Annotated in this window: 15 protein-coding genes and 1 pseudogene; 9 read left to right on the top strand and 7 right to left on the bottom strand. The window is 54.6% G+C overall.

Annotation, left to right across the window (positions count from 1 at the left end):
- The first annotated feature begins 229 nt into the window (after positions 1-229).
- The 5 genes and pseudogenes from P2R09_RS06235 to P2R09_RS06215 all read left to right on the top strand — a co-directional run bounded on the left by P2R09_RS06235 (position 230) and on the right by P2R09_RS06215 (position 7429).
- Positions 230-922, top strand: coding sequence for a hydrolase (locus tag P2R09_RS06235; RefSeq protein ID WP_033742913.1), 693 nt, complete (start codon positions 230-232; stop codon positions 920-922).
- 60 nt (positions 923-982) lie between these two features.
- On the top strand, positions 983-1207 hold the full coding sequence (locus tag P2R09_RS06230; RefSeq protein ID WP_275768061.1) for a DUF1427 family protein: 225 nt from the start codon (positions 983-985) through the stop codon (positions 1205-1207).
- Between the two features lie 2 nt (positions 1208-1209).
- Positions 1210-1464 (top strand): XapX domain-containing protein, encoded by a 255-nt coding sequence (locus P2R09_RS06225; RefSeq protein WP_275768059.1) that lies wholly within the window; start codon positions 1210-1212, stop codon positions 1462-1464.
- Between the two features lie 43 nt (positions 1465-1507).
- A complete protein-coding gene (locus tag P2R09_RS06220) occupies positions 1508-1891 on the top strand; it encodes a response regulator (RefSeq protein ID WP_275768057.1) in 384 nt (127 codons plus the stop codon).
- Positions 1891-7429, top strand: a pseudogene (locus P2R09_RS06215) (AAA family ATPase). Before P2R09_RS06220 ends, P2R09_RS06215 begins: the two are co-directional and overlap by 1 nt.
- A gap of 28 nt (positions 7430-7457) precedes the next feature.
- Here the strand turns inward: P2R09_RS06215 and P2R09_RS06210 are convergent.
- Positions 7458-8078 carry a response regulator gene (locus P2R09_RS06210; RefSeq protein WP_275768055.1) on the bottom strand — a complete coding sequence of 207 codons (621 nt, stop codon included), beginning with the start codon at positions 8076-8078 and terminating at the stop codon, positions 7458-7460.
- An 825-nt stretch (positions 8079-8903) separates the two neighbouring features.
- Here P2R09_RS06210 and fdhF point away from each other — a divergent pair.
- The gene (gene fdhF / locus P2R09_RS06205; protein ID WP_275768053.1) at positions 8904-11876 is read left to right on the top strand and encodes a formate dehydrogenase subunit alpha; all 2973 of its coding nucleotides are present in this window, start codon (positions 8904-8906) and stop codon (positions 11874-11876) included.
- Complete coding sequence (locus P2R09_RS06200) at positions 11876-12361, top strand: DUF1641 domain-containing protein (RefSeq protein WP_275768051.1); 486 nt, start codon at positions 11876-11878, stop codon at positions 12359-12361. Before fdhF ends, P2R09_RS06200 begins: the two co-directional genes overlap by 1 nt.
- 16 nt (positions 12362-12377) lie before the next feature.
- On the opposite strand, the gene P2R09_RS06195 is transcribed toward P2R09_RS06200, so the two are convergent.
- Positions 12378-12788, bottom strand: coding sequence for a GFA family protein (locus tag P2R09_RS06195; protein WP_003855170.1), 411 nt, complete (start codon positions 12786-12788; stop codon positions 12378-12380).
- A gap of 201 nt (positions 12789-12989) precedes the next feature.
- Between P2R09_RS06195 and P2R09_RS06190 the strand changes: the two genes are divergently transcribed.
- Positions 12990-13850 (top strand): alpha/beta fold hydrolase, encoded by an 861-nt coding sequence (locus P2R09_RS06190; protein ID WP_275768049.1) that lies wholly within the window; start codon positions 12990-12992, stop codon positions 13848-13850.
- 168 nt (positions 13851-14018) lie between these two features.
- Here the strand turns inward: P2R09_RS06190 and P2R09_RS06185 are convergent, their stop codons facing one another.
- From P2R09_RS06185 to P2R09_RS06165, 5 genes are all read right to left on the bottom strand, one after another.
- Positions 14019-14189, bottom strand: coding sequence for a DeoR family transcriptional regulator (locus P2R09_RS06185; protein ID WP_275768047.1), 171 nt, complete (start codon positions 14187-14189; stop codon positions 14019-14021).
- Positions 14190-14240: 51 nt separating this feature from the next.
- Positions 14241-14882 (bottom strand): DUF1109 domain-containing protein, encoded by a 642-nt coding sequence (locus P2R09_RS06180; protein ID WP_275768045.1) that lies wholly within the window; start codon positions 14880-14882, stop codon positions 14241-14243.
- The gene (locus P2R09_RS06175; protein WP_008924684.1) at positions 14869-15423 is read right to left on the bottom strand and encodes a sigma-70 family RNA polymerase sigma factor; all 555 of its coding nucleotides are present in this window, start codon (positions 15421-15423) and stop codon (positions 14869-14871) included. Before P2R09_RS06175 ends, P2R09_RS06180 begins: the two co-directional genes overlap by 14 nt.
- Positions 15424-15494: 71 nt before the next feature.
- The gene (locus P2R09_RS06170; protein ID WP_275768043.1) at positions 15495-16736 is read right to left on the bottom strand and encodes a thioredoxin family protein; all 1242 of its coding nucleotides are present in this window, start codon (positions 16734-16736) and stop codon (positions 15495-15497) included.
- A gap of 24 nt (positions 16737-16760) precedes the next feature.
- The gene (locus tag P2R09_RS06165) at positions 16761-17324 is read right to left on the bottom strand and encodes a peroxiredoxin (RefSeq protein ID WP_003855159.1); all 564 of its coding nucleotides are present in this window, start codon (positions 17322-17324) and stop codon (positions 16761-16763) included.
- A gap of 360 nt (positions 17325-17684) precedes the next feature.
- On the opposite strand from P2R09_RS06165, the gene P2R09_RS06160 reads away from it, so the two are divergent.
- The gene (locus P2R09_RS06160) at positions 17685-18893 is read left to right on the top strand and encodes an aldose 1-epimerase family protein (RefSeq protein WP_275768040.1); all 1209 of its coding nucleotides are present in this window, start codon (positions 17685-17687) and stop codon (positions 18891-18893) included.
- Positions 18894-18911: the final 18 nt, after the last annotated feature.

Below are 18911 nucleotides of genomic sequence, written 5' to 3'. Positions count from 1 at the left end.
CAGGGCACGAATAAGCCGGATTATGGTGAGCAGGCTAACGGGTCGTCTAGTTATACAGAGGGATACCTATACCTTCGTATAGTTATACGCAGAGATAATAGTTTGCCGTTGCAGGTCGCTCTACACTGCGACCAGACAGCCAGCAGCAGGGCGATAAACCTGCACTGGCCGTCATTTTGCACGCGCCGGTTGGCGGAAATTTCGTTACATAACCTCTATGGGTGAACGCATGTCCAACGCTAAGCTTGAAGTCCTCACGCCACATAACAGCCAGATCATCTTTATTGACCAGCAGCCGCAGATGGCCTTTGGGGTGCAATCCATCGATCGCCAGGTGCTGAAAAACAACACCGTTGCGCTGGCGAAGGCGGCGAAAGTCTTCAGTATCCCCACCATCATCACCACGGTAGAAACTGAAAGCTTCTCGGGTCACACCTATCCGGAGTTACTGGATGTGTTTCCGGGGCTGGATATTCTGGAACGCAGCTCAATGAACTCCTGGGATGATCAGAAAGTGCGTGATGCGCTGGCCGCAAACGGCAAGAAAAAAGTCGTGGTGTCGGGCCTCTGGACCGAAGTGTGCAACAACAGTTTTGCGCTCTGCGCGATGCTGGAAGGCGGCTACGAAATCTACATGGTGGCAGACGCGTCTGGCGGCACGACTAAAGAAGCACACGACTACGCGATGCAGCGCATGATTCAGGCGGGTGTGGTGCCGGTAACCTGGCAGCAGGTGATGCTGGAATGGCAGCGAGACTGGGCCAATCGTGACACTTATGATGCCGTAATGAATATTGCCAAAGAACATTCAGGTGCTTACGGCATTGGTGTCGATTACGCCTACACCATGGTGCATAAAGCACCATCACGTCAGAAAAGTGAACACCGTACCCTGGCGCCGGTTCACGCACCGATACGCTAAGGCATCCAGCTGATCGGCGGAAAACCGCCGATCAGCTGAGTGGCATAACAGGAGCTGGTCATGAATCCTCTACTTGTTTCCCTGGCTGCCGGGGTGCTGATTGGCCTGCTATATGGCCTACTAAAGGTGCGGTCACCGGCACCGCCCGCGATTGCGCTGCTGGGACTGCTGGGGATGCTGTTGGGTGGGGCGCTGGTGCATGCGGTATCTCCCGCACAAAAGCCTGCAATCGCCTTGCATCAGCCTGATGTTCCTCCCGTTTCATCCTCATCGCGGACAAGCTGAACATGTTGAAATCCTGCGTTATTTCTCTCGCGGTGGGCCTGCTCGCCGGGGTAATCTATGCCCTGATCAACGTCAACTCTCCGGCGCCGCCGGTTATTGCTTTGGCAGGGCTGTTTGGCATGCTGGTGGGTGAACAATTAATACCGCTGGGTAAACGTCTGTTCAGGCGACAGCCGGTGACGCTGAAGTGGTTCCGCCATGAATGCATGCCAAAAATCAGTGGGACACCGCCACCCGATGGTGATAACACGCCTTAAGTCCTCGCATGCCACACGGTGAGGCGTTCCAGAGGATACCTGCATGACGTTTACCCAGCGTATTGTCATCGTTGATGATGAAAGCGCGGTCCGCAGTGGACTGAGCAATCTGTTGCATTCGGACGGCTACGCAACCCGATCATTTGAATCCGGTGAGGCATTACTGGCCGATGACGATGCGCTGGTTGAGGCGGGTATGCTTATTATTGATGTTGGCCTTAAGGGCATGTCCGGGTTTGAGCTTTTTACCCTTCTCAAGGCGCGGGCTGATCTGCCGCCGGTAATTTTTATCTCGGCAGATGTGGAAGAAACCACGCTGTGGTATGCCATTGGGCTCGGGGCCATGACTTTTTTGCGAAAGCCCATTGATGTTGATACGCTGCTGACACTGATCCGATGCGAGTTATCTCAGGGAGATGTGCGCTGATGAGCCTTCTTTCAGTTACTTCCCAGGAGAGTGATGACGCAGGGATCGCGATTGAAAATTTTGACACCCTGATGCCGCTGGCACAGGAGGGGTGTCTTCTCTGGATGCTGGCGCGCCGCCAGTCGGGCGAAACACTGATCATCGCCACGGGTAAAAGTGACGACGTCACTTTTCAGGCCACCCAGCGGCTCAAAAATGAGCGTGCTCTGGCTGCGTATCTGTCACCACGCTGGGCCATCACCGCCACCGGCACGACCCGTTATCTTGATCGTTATGCGCTGATTTATCCTACCTTCCCATTTCGCACTCTGGCTAACAATCTTGCTACGCCTCCCGATAAAATCGCCGATTTCCTGCAGGTGGCATTGCAGCTTTGCTACACGCTGGGTCAGGCACATCATCAGGGCATCGTGCATGGGGATATCAAGCCAGGCCATTTTTTTATTACTGACGATGGCCGGTTCCGGCTGGGCGGGTTTGGACTTGCCTCCCTGGCGGCGCAGTCGGCTGAGAAAAACAGCCTGCGCGCCTCAGGCGGCACGCTGGCCTATATGTCCCCTGAGCACACCGGTCGCACGCCACATCCGGTCAGTAGCCTCAGCGATCTCTACAGTCTGGCGTGGTGTTATATGAGTATCTGACCGGCAAGCTACCCTTTGGCTCACCGGATGCGGGTGAAGCAGAGTGGATTCATCATCACATCGCCAGCGCGCCCCGGCCAGCTGAACAGGTCAGAGACGATGTGCCGCCGATGCTCTCGGTAATTCTGCTGCGACTGCTGGCAAAGTCACCCGCTGACGGCTACCAGAGCGTGCAGGGATTGATGGCCGACCTTCGCCGCTGTCAGGCCACATTGACAGGGGAAAACACCATTGCGCCGTTTACGCCCGGACTGCAGGAGCGTTTTAACACCAGTTTCCGGCCTGAGACTCTGTTCAGTCAGCATCCGCAGGCTCGTGTATTGCTGACGACGCTGGATACGGTCATCCGCACTGGAACACAGAGCCTGGTGATGCTTAGCGGTGTGCCTGGCTCGGGTAAGTCCGCGATTATCGCGACCGCCCTGAAAACCCTGCAGCACCGACAGATTTTGCTGGCCGCCAGCAAGGCCGATCAACATTCGCCGACCGCACCCTTTGCCGCTGTGGCCTCCGCGTTTCGCACGGTCACGCTTTATCTGCTGGGGTTGTCAGCGCCTGAGGTCAGAAAATGGCGAGGCCGGTTGCTGCGTCTGTTGGGCGGCTATGTCGATTTAGCCATTGAGCTGGTGCCTGAATTAAAACAGCTGCTCAATATCGGGAATCTACAGCCAGTGGTGCGCCATGCACTGGACGCCCGCGAGCAGTTCACTCAGATGGCCTCTGCGCTTGTTCAGGCTTTCGCCACGCCGGGCCGTCCGCTGGTTATGCTGATTGATGACGTACATTGGGCAGACCCTGCCACGCTGCAACTGCTGGAAAACCTGATAACCCGAAATGAGCATTTGCCCTTTATGCTGGTGCTTGCCTTTCGGGAGGGTGAATCAATGCCCTGTCCGATGATTGCCGGATTTCTGCTGCGCATCAGGGCCGCTGCACCGCGGGTAGTGGCGCTGACGCCGCAGCCGTTGAGTGTGAAACGCATCGGCCGCTGGCTGGCGCAAATGCTGCATACCCGTCCTGGCGGTAATCGCGAGCTGGCGCAGATCCTTTTTGAGAAAACCGGCGGTAATCCCCTTTCGATGCAAGAGTTCTTCCGGCAGGCGGTAGAGGATGGGGTGATTAACTTTCGTCAAAATCCGCCGAAATGGCATTACGACAGTCAGGCGCTCATGGCGCGTCGTTACACCGACAATGTGGCCACGCTGGTGTTAAGCCAGCTGGCACGGATGCCGGAGACCACGCGGCAGCTCATGGGTTCGCTGGCCTGTTTGGGGGCCAGTGGCGAGCTCTCGCTGTTAGGTCAGCTGAGTGCGATGCCTGTGACGCTGATTCAGCAGCAACTTGAACCCGCTGTCAGCGGTCGTTTTGTCACCCTGACCGGTGGGCACTACGCGTTTACGCATGATCGGGTGCATAACGCGGCGTTATTATTGCCCGACCTGCGGCAGCAACAGCATCTTCACCAGCAGGCGGCGGTCTGGCTATCCGCAGCGGTCGCAAGCGGGGATAACAGTGAGACGCTGTTCCGCGCGGTTTATCACATTGGGATGATTGCTGAGCTACCACTGACTGTGACAGATCGTGAACGTTATTATCCTCTTTGTCTGCGAGCCGCGCAGGCGTCGAAACGCGCCGGAGATTACCTCTCAGCGCTACGCTATCTGCGCACCGCCCAGCGACTCAGCCTGCGAATGGTGACCGGTAATGACTTTATGCTGGGCTTTGATGAGGCGGAGTGCGAGTTTCTTAACGGTAATCTCACGTCAGCGCAAACGCTCTGTACCCGACTGCTACGTGAGCCAGGTACGCTCAGTGAAAAATCAAAGGCAGCCTGTCTTTCTGCTGAAATCCATATGCGCCAGTCTGACAACCATCTGGCGCTGGAAACCGCGCTTGCCTGGCTGGCAGTGTTTGGTGTGCATCTCAAAAGGGATCCGGATGACGTCGAGATCGATGCCGCCTGCCTGGCGATTCGGGCGCGTATGGGCGATTCACCGCAGGATACGTTGAACCGGCTACCGCTTAACAGCGATCCTGACGTCGAGTCGGTGCTAAACCTGATGGCCAGCACCATATTTGTCTCCGCATATGACTGCCCAAAGCTCCATCTAATCCTGGTCTGTCAGATGCTGCAGATGACGCTGGACCACGGCATAACCGGTGCCTCTGCGTTTGGTCTGGCCTGGTTCAGCGTGCTGACAGGAGAACGGTATCAGGCCTGGCATTTTAGTTATGCCTGTGGTCGGGTGGCCCGCGAGCTGGTGGAGCGGTATGACTTTACCCGTTATAAAGCCCGTACTCTGTTGCCGCTGGATCAGGTGGGGATCTGGACACAGCCGCTGGACGTCGCCATTGAATGTGCCCGTGAAAGTTTTCGCGTCGCGGTGAAGTATGGCGATCGCTCTTTTGCCTGTCTCTCGTTGCGTCATCAAATCATGAACACGCTGACACGCGGCGATCACCTGGAGTCAGTGATGACCTCACTTGAGCGCGGACTCGCCTTTACGCGTAAAACGGGTTATCCCGACGTTGAGAACGTGCTGCTGATGCAAAAGCAGTTGGTGATGCAACTGCGTAACAGCAGTGGGTTCAGAGCAGGCGAGCGCGATCAGGCTTTGCCGCTGGTGGCCGGCAGTGAGCCGGGTCCGATTTCCGGCCATAAGGCGATGGTGCAGTTCTGGGCGGGGCTGTATCGCGGAATGGCCCATTACTATGCCGGTGAATATCGTGATGCGCTGCGCTGTCTGGCAGGAATCCAGCCGTTAATCAGCGTGGTCCCCGCTTATATCTATCTGATGGATTTGCATTTTTATACGGCACTCTCCCTGAGTCACCTGTCTGAAGCCACTGATAGCAGCGCGCTGCGCATTCATCTCGACAAGTTTGCCGGCTGGACGGATCTTAACCCCGGTTTGTTTGCGGACAAATATGCCTTGCTGAGGGCAGAGTGCGCCCGGCTTGAGGGCGACACGGGTGAGGCGCTGAAGCAGTATGAAAACGCCATTCGTCTCTCCCGGCAGGCCGGATACCTGCACATTCATGCGCTGGCAAATCAGCTTGCGGGCCGTTGCTGTAAAACCCTACAGCTGGATACCGCGGCAGATGCCTACATCAAAGCAGCAATGACAGGCTGGGACAACTGGGGAGCGCAGGCGATGGTGCGCCAGCTGGAGCAGCACTATCCGCACCTGGCCGCGCCGGTGCAAAACAGTGCGCTGGCAACGATTCCGTTTACGCAGGATGCCGCTTTCTACGATCTGGAAAGCGTGCTGACCGCCGTGCGTGCCCTGACGGAAGAGATCAACCTTGATCGGTTGATTCACACCCTGATGCGGATGCTGCTGGAGCGGGCTGGTGCCCAGCGCTGTCGCCTCATCCGGATTCTGGATGGCAACCTGCCAGAGACGCAGGCCTGGGCAGAAAGCACGGCTGATGGCGTGCGGGTTCAGATTGTCAAAGAGCGGCCTGACGCGAATGACCTGCCGCTATCGGTGCTGTCAGCAGTGATCCGCACCGGTCAGGAGATTCGCACCAGTAAACCGGAGGTATTCAGTCCGTTCAGTCAGGACCCCTATCTGGTGGCTTCAGGCTCGGCGGTGCTTTGTGTGCCGATGTTCAGGCAGGCCAACATGGTTGGGGTGCTCTACCTGGAAAATCGCCTGATGCCCGATGCGTTCACCGCTGAACATTCCCACATTGTAAAAACTCTGAGTGCGCAGGCGGCTGTTTCCCTGGAGACGGCGCGACTCTACGCGGAACTGCTGGAGGAGAACAACCATCGGCGTCGGGTTGAGAAACAGCTGCGTGCCAGCAAGACTTCGCTGATGCTGGGCGAGAAAATCAGTCATACCGGCACCTGGCGCTGGGAAGTGGCCGAGGACATGATGATAGTCTCTGAAGAATATGCCCGGATACTGGGGCTGCCAGCCGAACAACATGGACTGTCGATGGCAGACTTCCTGACCCGCGTTCATCCTGATGATTATGAATCAATCAGCGAACTGGTGACGCACAGCGTCAGTCAGGGACGCAGCATGCAGGCAGAGTTTCGGGTAATCAGGTCAGATGGTGAATGTCGCTATATCAAAGGTATTGGGGAGCCGGTAAACAATTTCCCTGAGGTGAAAGAGTACTTTGGCACCATTTCAGACATCACCTCGCAGCGTATGGCGGAAGACAGTGCGCGCATGGCGCAGGCGGACCTGGCGCGTGTTACGCGCGCCACGACTGTCGGGCAATTGACAGCCTCCATCGCTCACGAAATCAGCCAGCCGCTGATGTCTATCGTGGCCAATGCGGGTGCCAGCCTGCGTTGGTTGAAGCGTGAGCCGCTGATGCTGGAAAACGCCAGCAGCGGTTTAGATGAGATTATTAAAGAGGGCAAACGTGCCGGGGAGATTATTCACGGCCTGCAGGCGCTGACCCGTAATCATGAATCGAGCTTTGCTTTGGAAAACCTCCATCTGATCGCCCGTGACATTCTGGCGCTTTCCCGTGTAGAGCTGGAGCGGCGGGGAGTTTCGCTGGAACTTAAATTCAGGGCTGCTAAAGCGGAGATTTTCTGCGACCGCGTTCAGATCCAGCAGGTGCTGCTGAATCTGGTGATCAATGCGATCGATGCTATGTCCGATGATCTGCCGCGCGCGGCGCTATTGCGCCTTACGTCAGAGAATCCCACCCCTGATACGCTGCGGTTTGAGGTGCTGGATAGCGGCTGCGGATTAAGTGATGACGTGCGGGAACGGCTTTTTGAGTCATTCTATACCACCAAAAAAGTGGCATGGGGATGGGATTAACGATCAGCAAAGGGATCATCAAAAAGCATTCTGGTGAGTTAGGGGCAGAAAACCGGCCGGAAGGTGGCAGCCGTTTCTGGTTTACTCTGCCATTGGGTTAAGCGAGAGGAACAGGTCGTCTGCCGGGTTTCAGCGGCGTCGGCTATGGTCAATATTGAGCCGCTCTGCCGCCCGCACCAGATCGGTGAGCGAACGCGCATTCATTTTTTCCATTACCCGTCGTTTGTGGACTTTAGCCGTAATTTCACTGACGCCCATCTCTGCAGCAATCTGTTTATTCAACAGACCACTAATCGCCAGCAGCATCACCTCGGCTTCACGCGGCGTCAGGGTCTGATGTCGCTGCACAATTTCCCGCCGTTCCTGAGAAGAGGCCAGATTCTGCTCTGCAATCTCTAAGGCTTCCGCGACCGCCTGCAAAATACGCTCAGGTTCGACGGGCTTAGTCAGGAACTCATAAGCGCCAGTTTTCATCGCCCGCACGGTGACCGGAATGGTCCCGAAGCCGGTCAGGAAAATCGTGGGAATAGTATAGCCACGATCGATCAACGACTGGGCGACATCAAACCCATCTGCGCCAGGCAGATTAATATCCAGAATCAGGCAACAGGGAAGGGGAGTTAACGCGTGAGACAGGAAATCATCAGCTGAAGAGAAAGAGATAACCGTGTAATCATCGGCGATGAGGAGATTAGTGAGTGCAGAAGTCACCGCGGCGTCGTCATCAACGATATATACGATGGAATTCATAAAGACCTCATTTCAGCCAGCGTTTTAATGGTCACGTAATTAAGGATGACGCGCAAAAAGACCCGGATAAAAGGGCGTCGGGCAGGGTTAACAGGATATTACCATAACGGAAATCATTATCATCTTATAATTAACAGCTTGTTAAAATTCGGATAACTTACTGATTGACATGGCTAAAATATGCACTAATTACCGTGGCGTGGCTCAGCGCTTTCTGGGTAGAGAACGCATACGTTTTTATTAAAACGCCATATCATTGCAATGTATTCATGATCGGATAATGGCCAGGAGAACTGTGCAGGTCAGGTGCGTAATTAATCCATAAGGTAATCAAACAGGTTAAACCGTTTCAGCATGCTATAATACCCAATTCAAGGGGGACGGCACTGAGTGGATTCAGATATTAATTGGTACAAATTCCAGAGGGATTCAATAGTGAATTAACCGACATGTTTAATGAGAGAGAACCAGGTCAATGCTGATGTTTATTCGGGTTCTTGAAGGAATATCTAACTGCACATCTTATAGTTACAACATACTAAATATTTCATAGTTAACCTTATCCTCAGCCATCGGGTGCTTATCGCTTAGTAATGCAAAAATGCCGATAACGGTGATTCCTGGCGTAAGGGAAAACATGACGTGCTTCACGTGGTAAGAAGTCATTACATTTAAAAAACCCTTAACTGTCAGCAAGTAACCCTGATAAGCGTAGCGGTATTCATGGCGCGGTTGCTAATCCTCACTAAGCTTGTGAAGCAACCCTCTAAATTCAGGGATATTTTTCCAGCAGGACGCTATTCGCAATGACGCCATGAGGCTTATATGAGTGAAAATTACTGCACCATTCTCTTTAATGGTGAACGGTTAAAAGGGTTAGCTAATCAACCGCTGATCGACTTTCTTGACGCTCACGGGAAAAAACTACCTCATGTCTGTTACCACCCGGCGTTGCCGCCGCTGCAAAGCTGTGATGTCTGCTGGGTAGATGCCAATGGCGAGCGGGTTCGCGGCTGCACGCTTCGCACTGAAGAGGGGCTTTCGGTGCAGAGTGACGGTATTCCGCTGAGGGCCGCGCAACAGGAGGGAATGGATAGACTGCTCAACCGCCATGAGCTTTACTGCACCGTCTGTGAACACAACACCGGTGACTGCACGCTGCATAATACCGTGGCTGATATGCACATTCCGATTCAGTACTATCCTCATCAGCCCAAACCCTACGCCAAAGATCACTCTAACCCCTTTTATACCTACGATCCTGACCAGTGCATTTTATGCGGTCGCTGCGTCGAGGCGTGCCAGAATGTCGAGGTCAATGAGACGCTGTCGATTGACTACACCCAAGCGCATCCCCGCGTGCTCTGGGATGGCGGCACTGAAATCGCCGGTTCCAGCTGCGTCAGCTGTGGACACTGCGTCACAGTGTGTCCGTGTAATGCATTACTGGAAAAGACCATGCAGCCTGATGCGGGTCCGTTCACTGCAATGGATGAGGGGTTGAAGCGCCCGCTGATCGATTTCGTCAAAACGATGGAAAACAGTATTGGCATGGGGCCGATTACTGGCGTCTCCAACATCGATGTGGCGCTGAGGCAGTCGGAGATTAAACGCACTAAAACGGTCTGCACCTATTGCGGCGTGGGCTGCAGCTTTGAAATCTGGACCCGCAATCGTCACATCCTGAAAATTCAGCCGGTGGCGGAAGCGCCCGCTAATGGCATCTCTACCTGCGTTAAGGGTAAGTTCGGCTGGGATTTTGTTAATAGCCCGGCGCGTCTGACGACGCCCTTGATCCGCGAAAATGGCCAGTTCCGGCCCGCCAGCTGGGATGAGGCGTTGCAGCGGGTAGCTGAAGGATTGCAGGGCATCGCGCAGAATTATGGTGGCGATGCGATTGGCTTTATTGGCTCCAGCAAAGCCAGCAACGAAGAAGCCTATCTTACTCAGAAAATCGCCCGCTTAATCTTCGGCACTAACAATGTCGACAACTCCTCGCGCTATTGTCAAAACCCGGCGACAGAAGGGCTGTTTCGCACCGTGGGCTACGGCGGTGATGCGGGAACGATAAAGGATCTGCAGGAGAGCGAACTGATTGTGCTGGTCGGCAGTAATCTGGCCGAGAACCATCCGGTGATTGCGTCGCACATCAAACAGAGCCACAAACATCGCGGTCAGAAACTGCTGGTTGTCGATCCGCGTTGTCATGAAATGGCGGAACGGGCGGACTGCTATCTGCGCATCCGACCTGGCACGGACCTTGTCTGGGCCTCGGCGATGGCGAAATATATGTTCGATCACGGTTATGCCGATGACGCGTTTCTGGCACAGCGGGTTAATCAGGTAGAAGAGTATCGCACCTCGCTTGATACCTTTACGCTCGACTATGCCAGCGAGATTTGCGGTCTGAGTGAAGCCGAACTCAAAGAGTCGGCGGAGATGATCGGACACGCGGGTAGCGCCTGCATATTGTGGGCGATGGGGATCACTCAGCATAGCCATGGAGCAGACACCAGTACCGCGCTATCGAATTTGCTGCTGGTCACCGGCAACTATGGGCGGCCTGGCACTGGCGGCTATCCGATGCGCGGTCACAACAATGTGCAGGGCGCCAGTGATTTCGGCTGCCTCAGCAATCGCTATCCGGGCTATGAAAAAGTCACCGACGCGTCGATCCGGGAAAAATGGGCGCGCGCGTGGGGCGTTTCTCCTGATGCACTTTCCGATAAGGCTGGCGCCGATAACTTCAAAATGGTGCAGCAGGCCGGTGAAGGTAAAATCCGTGCAATGTACATCACCGGGGAAGAGACAGCGTTTGCAGATGCCGACGCCACATCGGTGCATGCCGCCTTCAGCAAGCTGGAATTTATGGTGGTTCAGGACATCTTTATGTCGCGTACCGCCGAATTTGCCGATGTCGTGCTGCCCGGTGCGCCCAGCGTGGAAAAAGAGGGCACCTTTGTGAATACCGAGCGGCGCATTCAGCATTTTACTCCTGCCATGAAGCCACTGGGTGATTGTCGTCCTGACTGGCAGATCTTTACCGATCTCGCGGCGCGTCTTGGACATCCATGGCATTACCCAAATCCCGGCGCGATTATGGCGGAAGTGGCGGGCATTGCAGAGATTTTCGCGGGTGTGAGTTATGAGCAACTGGCAGGATGGCAGTCGCAACTCTGGCCGGTCAACGCTGAAGGTGAAAGCACACCACGTCTCTATACAGAACGGTTCAATTTTCCGGATGGCAAAGCGCGCCTCTATCCGCTGAGCTGGCAGCCGCCCGCTGAGCAGGAGGATGCCGAATACAATCTACTGCTGAACAATGGCCGAATGCTGGAGCATTTCCAGTCAATGAATCAGACCGGGCAGGGTGGACGCATGATGTCATTGTCGCCCAATGCCTTTGTTGAGATCTCACCGGAACTTGCAGCCTCGCGCGCGCTCATTGAAGGTGAGTGGGTACGGATTACCTCGCGTCGGGGATCGCTGGATGTGCCAGTGGTTATTACAGACCGTGTGGCGGGTAACGTGCTGTTTATGCCAATTCATCATGGTACTGATGGCGTTAATGCACTGACTGGTGAACATCACGATCCTGACGTCAATACCCCCGCTTACAAAGAGATCGCTGTCAACATGACACGCGTGGATCGACGCCCGCAGCCTAATCCGGTGCCGCTACACAATTTCCGTCATGGTCACCGAACACCCCTGGATCACCTGCCGATTGAGCAAAAATGGCAGCAGGCAGGCTATCGTGAACCGCCTGAACACGTTGAAAAACCGGAGAAATTTTAATGGCAGAACGGATGAAGTATCAGGTCCCGCCCACACGCACCGAGCCAACTGCCCGGGAGGCAATGGACGAGTTGCTTGAAAATCTCCACCAGCACGGTTATCTGCGGCTGGCGAACGATCTCGTTAAATCAAATAACGATGTGGGGAAAATTCTGGTCTCAGGTCTCAATCAGCCCGGCACCCAAAATGCGCTGCAAAACCTGTCACTGTTGATGATGACGCTGGGCAGCGTGCCGCCAGATCGTTTTAATCACTTACTGCTGGCGGTGCGTGATGCTGCAATGGCCGTTAAGCCGGCTCGGGATGAGGCGCGGCAGGAAAAAGCTGCGCCGGGCATCCGTGGCATCATCCGCTTACTCAATGATGAGGATCTGTGGCGTGGACTGCGGCCACTCTTCGCGGCACTCGAGGTTTTCTCTCAGCAGATTGACCGTGAAGAGGAAAAGCCAATCACACGCTTTAGCGGCAAGCCCAGCCGGGAGTAATAAAGCCAGCAGTCGTTCAGGATTGCGTGGGGGTATAGACCAGATGACCGGCTACACCGCCCGCACCGCCATCTTTAGGGTGGTTGATGCCATCAGAGACCGGCACATCCGTGAAATCAAACGGTGAAACGCCCTCAAGACAGGCGACATTAACCCCAAACTGATCGGGCTGTGAGCGGCTCTGATGAAAAGTATAAATGCCGCAGACGGAGCAGAAGTAATGGCCCACCTCTTTGCTGTTGAAGCGATATTCTGTGAGGTGCGCTTCACCCTGCGTCAGCTCAACGTTGGTTGCAAACACCACAACCGCGCCGCGCATCCGGCAAAACGAGCAGTTGCATCGGCGCACCGTGTTAAAGCCATCCTTTAGCGTCACCTTATAGGCAACGGCACCACAGTGGCATTGCGCTGTCATTTCATTCTGCATCATGATCTCCTGTGTAGTTAAACACCCAGCTTTCAGCCTACGCCAAAGCCCGGGTTTTAGCAGCATCGGAGGCGGATTTGTCCGCATTTCAGACAAAAGGCGTCAACCGTCTGATCTGGATCTAAGTAAAAACGGTGGGGATGTGAAAGGGTGCTTGCTGAATTTTCTGACCTTTAACCTCAGCAAGGAGCATGACCCACGATGGAATTAACTACCCACACACTGCCGGAAGGCATTGTGCTGACGCTGCGTCAGCCCACAGCGGCCACTACATCCCCGGTGATTATTCTGTGTCACGGCTTTTGCGGAATCCGTGAGATTTTACTGCCTGCGTTCGCAGAGGCGTTAACCCAGGCAGGTTTCGCAACACTGACTTTTGACTACCGTGGATTTGGTGACAGCGAAGGCGAGCGGGGTCGTCTGGTGCCTGCGATGCAGATCGCTGATATTCTCTCGGTCATCGCATGGGCAAAACAGCAACCGACTCTGGACCCGAGCAGAATAGGTTTATGGGGCACGTCTTTTGGCGGATGTCACATCTTTGGCGCGGCAGCGAATAACCCGGATGTGAAATGTGTTGTCAGCCAGCTCGCCTTTGCGGATGAGGAAGATATTGTCACCGGGCAACTGGACGCGACGGAGAAGGCGGGCTTTATTGCTACGCTGGAGAAGATGGATCAAAAGCGGCAGAACAGCGGCAAAGAGATGTTTGTGGCCATTACTCGCGTGCTGAACGATGAAGAGTCAAAAGCGTTCTTTGAGGAGAACCGGCATAAGCATCCGAAAATGGACATCAAAATCCCGTTTTTAACCGTACGGGAAACGCTGCACTACAAACCCGCGATCAATGCCGCGAAGGCCACCTGTCCGACACTGGTCGTGGTCGCCGGTCAGGATAGCGTGAATCCGCCGGAACAAGGGCGTGCGCTGTTTGATGCGGTAGCCGCAACCAATAAGCAGCTCATTGTGGCCGAAGAGGCCCGTCATTACGATATTTACAGCGGTCAGCACTTCGCGTCAGTGATTAAGGTGCAGACGTCGTGGTTCGCGGCGCATTTATAACCTGAAGCAGGCTCGCTTCTGCGTGGTGTTTGCTGACCTCTGTCGCGCGCCGGCAGGAGCGAGTTGATTCCGTGCTGAACATTGCGCAGGTTCACACCCATCTCTTCAGTCTCAAACGCCTCATGCCGTCCTTTATCACGCTTTTCTTCCACGACCCGCGTTGAGATTTCACGCCATTTCGCCACGATAAATCTCGCCGTTAAAACCGGTCAGCCCGGCCTCCGGACTCATGATACAGCCGACAATAAATCTCTGATCAGACAGAATCCCCTGGATCTGGCCGATCGCGGTTTGTCCGACCGTGCCGTCCCTGATCTTCTCTATCTGCCCGCCCGGCATAATCCTGACGGAAACCTGATTGAGCTGGGCGCAGAGTAATTAACAAAGTCATTACTTTCCCAGCCGGATCCAGCGGCGTCCGGCCAGCACCGTCAGCGCCACAATAGTAATGCCTGCGGCAAGATGCATTGAAAAATCAATAAAATGCAGATGAGTGTCATGACACAGCGACAGCAGCATTGATGAGGTAAACGCGCAGCCGCAGCCGCTCAGCGCGAGACTGCGCGCGGGATAAAGTGAACGGGTGCGTTTCAGGGCGATCACCGACATCAACATCATCGGCACGCTGGCCGACAGCATAAACAGATAGCAGTGTATCCCCTCACCAAACCGACCAGCACCTGCTGGCGGGGCTTCAGGTGAAATATTCATCAGATTTAGCCCCAGCCACAAAACAGCCAGCAGTAGCGGCCAGCGCGGACTGATCGGTTTCCTGCCTGCAATGCTCAACGTAAAGGCTGCCGCAAGTGTGCTTCCCGCGATGATGAGAGACAGCAGTACGGCAACCAGCGCGAAAAGCGCGCCGGGTTGCGACCAGTCAGTAAACCGGCTGTGAAACGCCCAACTGGTCAACGCGCCACAAGGGAGGGCAAGCGCGATCCAGCCCGCGACGCGCCAGGCCACAGGCCAGACGCGCTGCACCGGCTGCGCAGAGGCGCTGAGCTGATCAATTAACTGGTCATGATTTCTCATGCACACCCCGTCCATATTTTCTAAGGTTGACCATTGCGCGATGCAACAGGGATTTCACCGCAGAGAGAGACTGATGGGTTTCAGCAGCTGCCTGCGCCAGACTCTGCTCACGCAGATGCACGGATTCGACAATCTCCCGCTGGCGTAGCGGAAGGATATCCAGATAACCGGAGAGGATATCGTTATCAGACTGGAGTTCACTGCTCTCAGCCGGGCGTTTTTGCAGCGCTTCCTCATCCTGTACTTCCTGACGTCGACCATGCTGACGCAGCGTATCAATGGTCCGTGCAGAAGCAATTGCTGCAACCCAGGGTAGTATCGGGCGCTGCGGATCGTAGGTGTGGCGAACCCGATGGATCGCCAGCAGCGTCTCCTGAATCACATCTTCGACCAGCACCTCGTCACGGATTTTTTTGCACACTAATGCACGGATGGCCGGAACCATCGCTTTCAGTAACTGGTTATAGGCTGCTCTGTCGCCCGCCTGCGCCCGTGCCATCAGGGCAGGCCACTGCTGTGCGCGTGGATCAGTCTCTGACATTCGTCATCAGCAGTTCAGCACACAGTGACAGTGGCCTGGAAACGTCCCAGGAAATCGCGTAGTCAATCGTCTCAGGTTTTCTTTCCTTTTTCCGTTGCCTGATCGAGCGCTGAAATGACAATACCCGGCGTCAGGACCTGCGGTAGTACTACCGGTTTACCGCCGTCAGCCGGGTAGACCACGTAGAGCGGCAATCCGCCGCGTCCGAAATCACTCAGCGCCTGTTCAACATCAGGATTATATTTGGTGGAGTCTGCAACCATGTAAATGGTATTCGTCCGCGCCATTGCAGCCTTGACCGCCTGCGTCGAAAGTGAAGTGCGATCGTTTACCTGGCAGGTAATACACCATGACGCCGTAAAATTCACCAGGATAGGCTTGCCCTGACCTTTAATCGCGTCGACGTTCTGCGGTGACCAGGAGACAGTCGCTGCAGCCTGTGAAGCGGTTTCCGTTTCAGCAGGTGCGCTGGCAAAACGGTTCAGGTTCAGCAATGGCACGACGACGAGAGCCAGGAAGAACACAGTTGCAACATGCAGTACAACATGGCGCTGTCCTATCATACGGCGTTTCTGTGCCATGCCATACAGCCATGCGCCAAAACTAAACAGTAAACAACAGACCAGAATCGCTGCCAGCGCTGCCGAGCCTGCCTGACGTTCCAGAACCCAAATCAGCCAGCCCACCGCGCCCAGCATAGGAAACGCCAGACCCTGTTTCAGCGTGATCATCCAGGCCCCCGGTTTTGGCAATATGCGCGCCAGCACCGGGAAGAACGATATCAGGGTAAAAGGCGCAGCAAAGCCCAGCGCCAGCGAAATAAAGATAATGAGACTAATCAGCGGAGGCTGGGTGAGGGCATAACCCACCGCGCTGGCCATGAATGGCGCACTGCAGGGCGTCGCGACGATGATGGCCAGTGCACCGGTCAGGGCTGAACCCACTAACCCTGAACGATTGCCGCCCACTTCGCCAACGCGCTGAACCGACAAACCGACCTCAAACAGACCGAGCAGGTTCAGTGCTGAACCGAGCATCACCAGAATTAACGCGGCGATGACCAGCGGCGATTGCAGCTGAAATCCCCACCCAACGGACGCACCACCCGCTCTGGCCAGCAGTAATAGTGCTGCCAGGGCGACCATCGTCAGGACCACGCCCAGCAGAAATGCCAGGCCCTCTGCGCGGGCGTGAGAGGGCGATTCGTGATGGCGGATCAGGCTCAGTGCTTTCAGCGAGATTACCGGAAACACGCAGGGCATGAGGTTCAGAATAATGCCACCCAGGAAGGCAGCTGCAATCGCAGTCAGCATGATATACCTGCTCAGAAGATGAAGTTATGCCGGATTGGCCTGACGATATTTTTTAACAGCATCCATCGCTTTCTGAATATGCGTATCAGGATTTTTGTCGGTGAAGCTCAGCAGAATCTTGCCATCCGGCGCGATCACATAAGAGGTGCGGTCGGAAAGCTTCTGACCTTTCATCTCCATGGTGCTCTTGTATTCAGCCGCCACTTTAGCGCCAGGATCAGCTGCCACGGTGAACTTATCACGGCATTCCAGCTGAGAGAATTTAGCAATCTGATCGGTATTGCCGGCGGTGACACCAATCACGGTCGCACCCTGTTTTTTAAATTCATCGGACGCTTCGGCAAAATCATGCGCTTCAAGCGTGCAGCCAGCGCTGAACGCCGCCGGGAAGAAGTAGAGTACAACCGGGCCTTTCTTCAGGGCCTGCTGCAAAGAGAAGGTAGTCGATTTACCCGCCAGTGCGGCGTCAAGTTTGAAGTCTGGCGCTTTTTCACCGACCTGTAACGCCGCAAAGGCAGATGTTGCCGGAACACTCAGTGCCAGCAGTGTAGCGACGGCCAGGGTTTTCAGGGTGTTTTTCATTGGCATTTCTCTCTCCATTGACGAACAGACGGGGTTGCCTGACGTCTCTGATAAAAGGTTCGTTCAAAAATGGAAAAAGTTGCGGGGTTTTGAAATATTTTTACGATTTATTCGATTTGAGTGGTCTGGCTGAAATGGTCAGGGAAATGCTCAAAAAGCTGAATCGAATACAGCTAAGTCCCGATTTAACATTAAATTGGTCGCGATTATTCCTTCTTGCCTGCTTATTTATGTGATTTAACCCGCATTTATTCCTCTGGACGCTGCCGATTTACCGGCAGGTGAGCGTCGTCACGTTTCTGGTTAGCCTCAACCAGTAAATTCCGCTTAAGGAATGAAAAAACGATTCAGCAAATGAGGCAGATAATGAAGATTAAACTGGCGTTAACGGTAGTGGCGGTTCTGGTTTCTGGTTCTGCAGCCGCGAAAACATGGGTGCTGACGAGTGCTGAACAGGGCACAGATCAGGGAAACTGGCAGATTACCAGTAGTAAGCTGAAGTTTCAGGGCAAGCCGTTCAGCATTGAGCAAAAAGTTCTGCACGGCGGCAAACAGGAAGGCAGTAAAACACTGACGATTCGCAGTCAGGATGGCCTGACTATCACGCTTAGTCCCACCCGTGGCATGAACCTGCTGCGCGTCGAAGGCTTTGGTACGCGTATGGGCTGGGATTCACCGGTCAAAGAGGTGGTTAATCCTGCTTACATCAATCTGGAAAGCCGCAACGGTCTGGGCTGGCTGGACGGTTTCAATGAGATGATGGTGCGCTGCGGTTACGAATGGACCGGTCATCCGGTGACTGACCAGGGCCGCATCTACACCCTGCACGGCAAAGCGGGTAACACGCCGGTTTCCCAACTGGAAGTTGAAGTGGCAGATGCGGCACCCCATGAAATCCGTATTCGTGGCCTGATTAAAGAGAGCACCTTCAAGAAAACCGATTTGCAGACGATGACCGAACTGCGTTATGTGCCGGGCAGCAACAGCTTCAGCCTGCATGATGTGTTAACTAATCACGCTGACTATCCGCACGATTATCAGATCATCTATCACAGCAACTTCGGTAAGCCTATTCTTGAAGAGGGTGCACGTTTCCTGGCACCGATGTCCGGCATCAGCCCGTTTAATGACTACGCAAAAGCGGGATTAAAAGACTGGCAGACTTACAAAGGGCCGACCAAAGACTTCGATGAGATGGTGTTTAACATCAAACCACTCTCTGACAGTAATCATCAGACCGTGGCAGCGGTGATAAATAAAGCCGGAAACAGCGGCGCATCCATTCAGTTTGATACCCGCCAGCTTCCAATGCTTACGCTGTGGAAAAATACCGACACCTTAAAACAGGGCTACGTGACCGGTATTGAGCCGGGTACCAGTTATGCTTATCCGGTCACGATTGAGCGCGAACAGAAACGCGTTAAGCAATTGCAGCCCGGTGCCAGCACGGCGTTTGATCTGACCTATACCTTGCTGCATAACAGCCAGCAGGTGAATGACGTTGAGAAACGCATTAAAACTATTCAGGGTGAGACTAAGATTGATGTGAGTGAGACGCCGATAGCGAAAGAGTAATAGCAGTTAAAAAGCCCC

This window comes from Pantoea sp. Cr_R13, from assembly GCF_029222565.1.
GTDB lineage: Bacteria > Pseudomonadota > Gammaproteobacteria > Enterobacterales > Enterobacteriaceae > Pantoea > Pantoea eucalypti.
Note: the sequence above shows the minus strand (reverse complement) of the source record. Positions and strands in the feature narration are given on the sequence as shown.

Bases quoted from the DNA above. Each gene is read 5' to 3' on its own strand.
- P2R09_RS06225 (WP_275768059.1), top strand. From the start codon at position 1,210: ATGTTGAAATCCTGCGTTATTTCTCTCGCGGTGGGCCTGCTCGCCGGG.
- P2R09_RS06170 (WP_275768043.1), bottom strand. From the start codon at position 16,736: ATGCTGACTGCGATTGCAGCTGCCTTCCTGGGTGGCATTATTCTGAAC.
- P2R09_RS06220 (WP_275768057.1), top strand. From the start codon at position 1,508: ATGACGTTTACCCAGCGTATTGTCATCGTTGATGATGAAAGCGCGGTC.
- P2R09_RS06185 (WP_275768047.1), bottom strand. From the start codon at position 14,189: ATGCCGGGCGGGCAGATAGAGAAGATCAGGGACGGCACGGTCGGACAA.
- P2R09_RS06195 (WP_003855170.1), bottom strand. From the start codon at position 12,788: ATGCAGAATGAAATGACAGCGCAATGCCACTGTGGTGCCGTTGCCTAT.
- P2R09_RS06190 (WP_275768049.1), top strand. From the start codon at position 12,990: ATGGAATTAACTACCCACACACTGCCGGAAGGCATTGTGCTGACGCTG.
- fdhF (WP_275768053.1), top strand. From the start codon at position 8,904: ATGAGTGAAAATTACTGCACCATTCTCTTTAATGGTGAACGGTTAAAA.
- P2R09_RS06180 (WP_275768045.1), bottom strand. From the start codon at position 14,882: ATGAGAAATCATGACCAGTTAATTGATCAGCTCAGCGCCTCTGCGCAG.
- P2R09_RS06200 (WP_275768051.1), top strand. From the start codon at position 11,876: ATGGCAGAACGGATGAAGTATCAGGTCCCGCCCACACGCACCGAGCCA.
- P2R09_RS06165 (WP_003855159.1), bottom strand. From the start codon at position 17,324: ATGCCAATGAAAAACACCCTGAAAACCCTGGCCGTCGCTACACTGCTG.
- P2R09_RS06175 (WP_008924684.1), bottom strand. From the start codon at position 15,423: ATGTCAGAGACTGATCCACGCGCACAGCAGTGGCCTGCCCTGATGGCA.
- P2R09_RS06210 (WP_275768055.1), bottom strand. From the start codon at position 8,078: ATGAATTCCATCGTATATATCGTTGATGACGACGCCGCGGTGACTTCT.
- P2R09_RS06160 (WP_275768040.1), top strand. From the start codon at position 17,685: ATGAAGATTAAACTGGCGTTAACGGTAGTGGCGGTTCTGGTTTCTGGT.
- P2R09_RS06230 (WP_275768061.1), top strand. From the start codon at position 983: ATGAATCCTCTACTTGTTTCCCTGGCTGCCGGGGTGCTGATTGGCCTG.
- P2R09_RS06235 (WP_033742913.1), top strand. From the start codon at position 230: ATGTCCAACGCTAAGCTTGAAGTCCTCACGCCACATAACAGCCAGATC.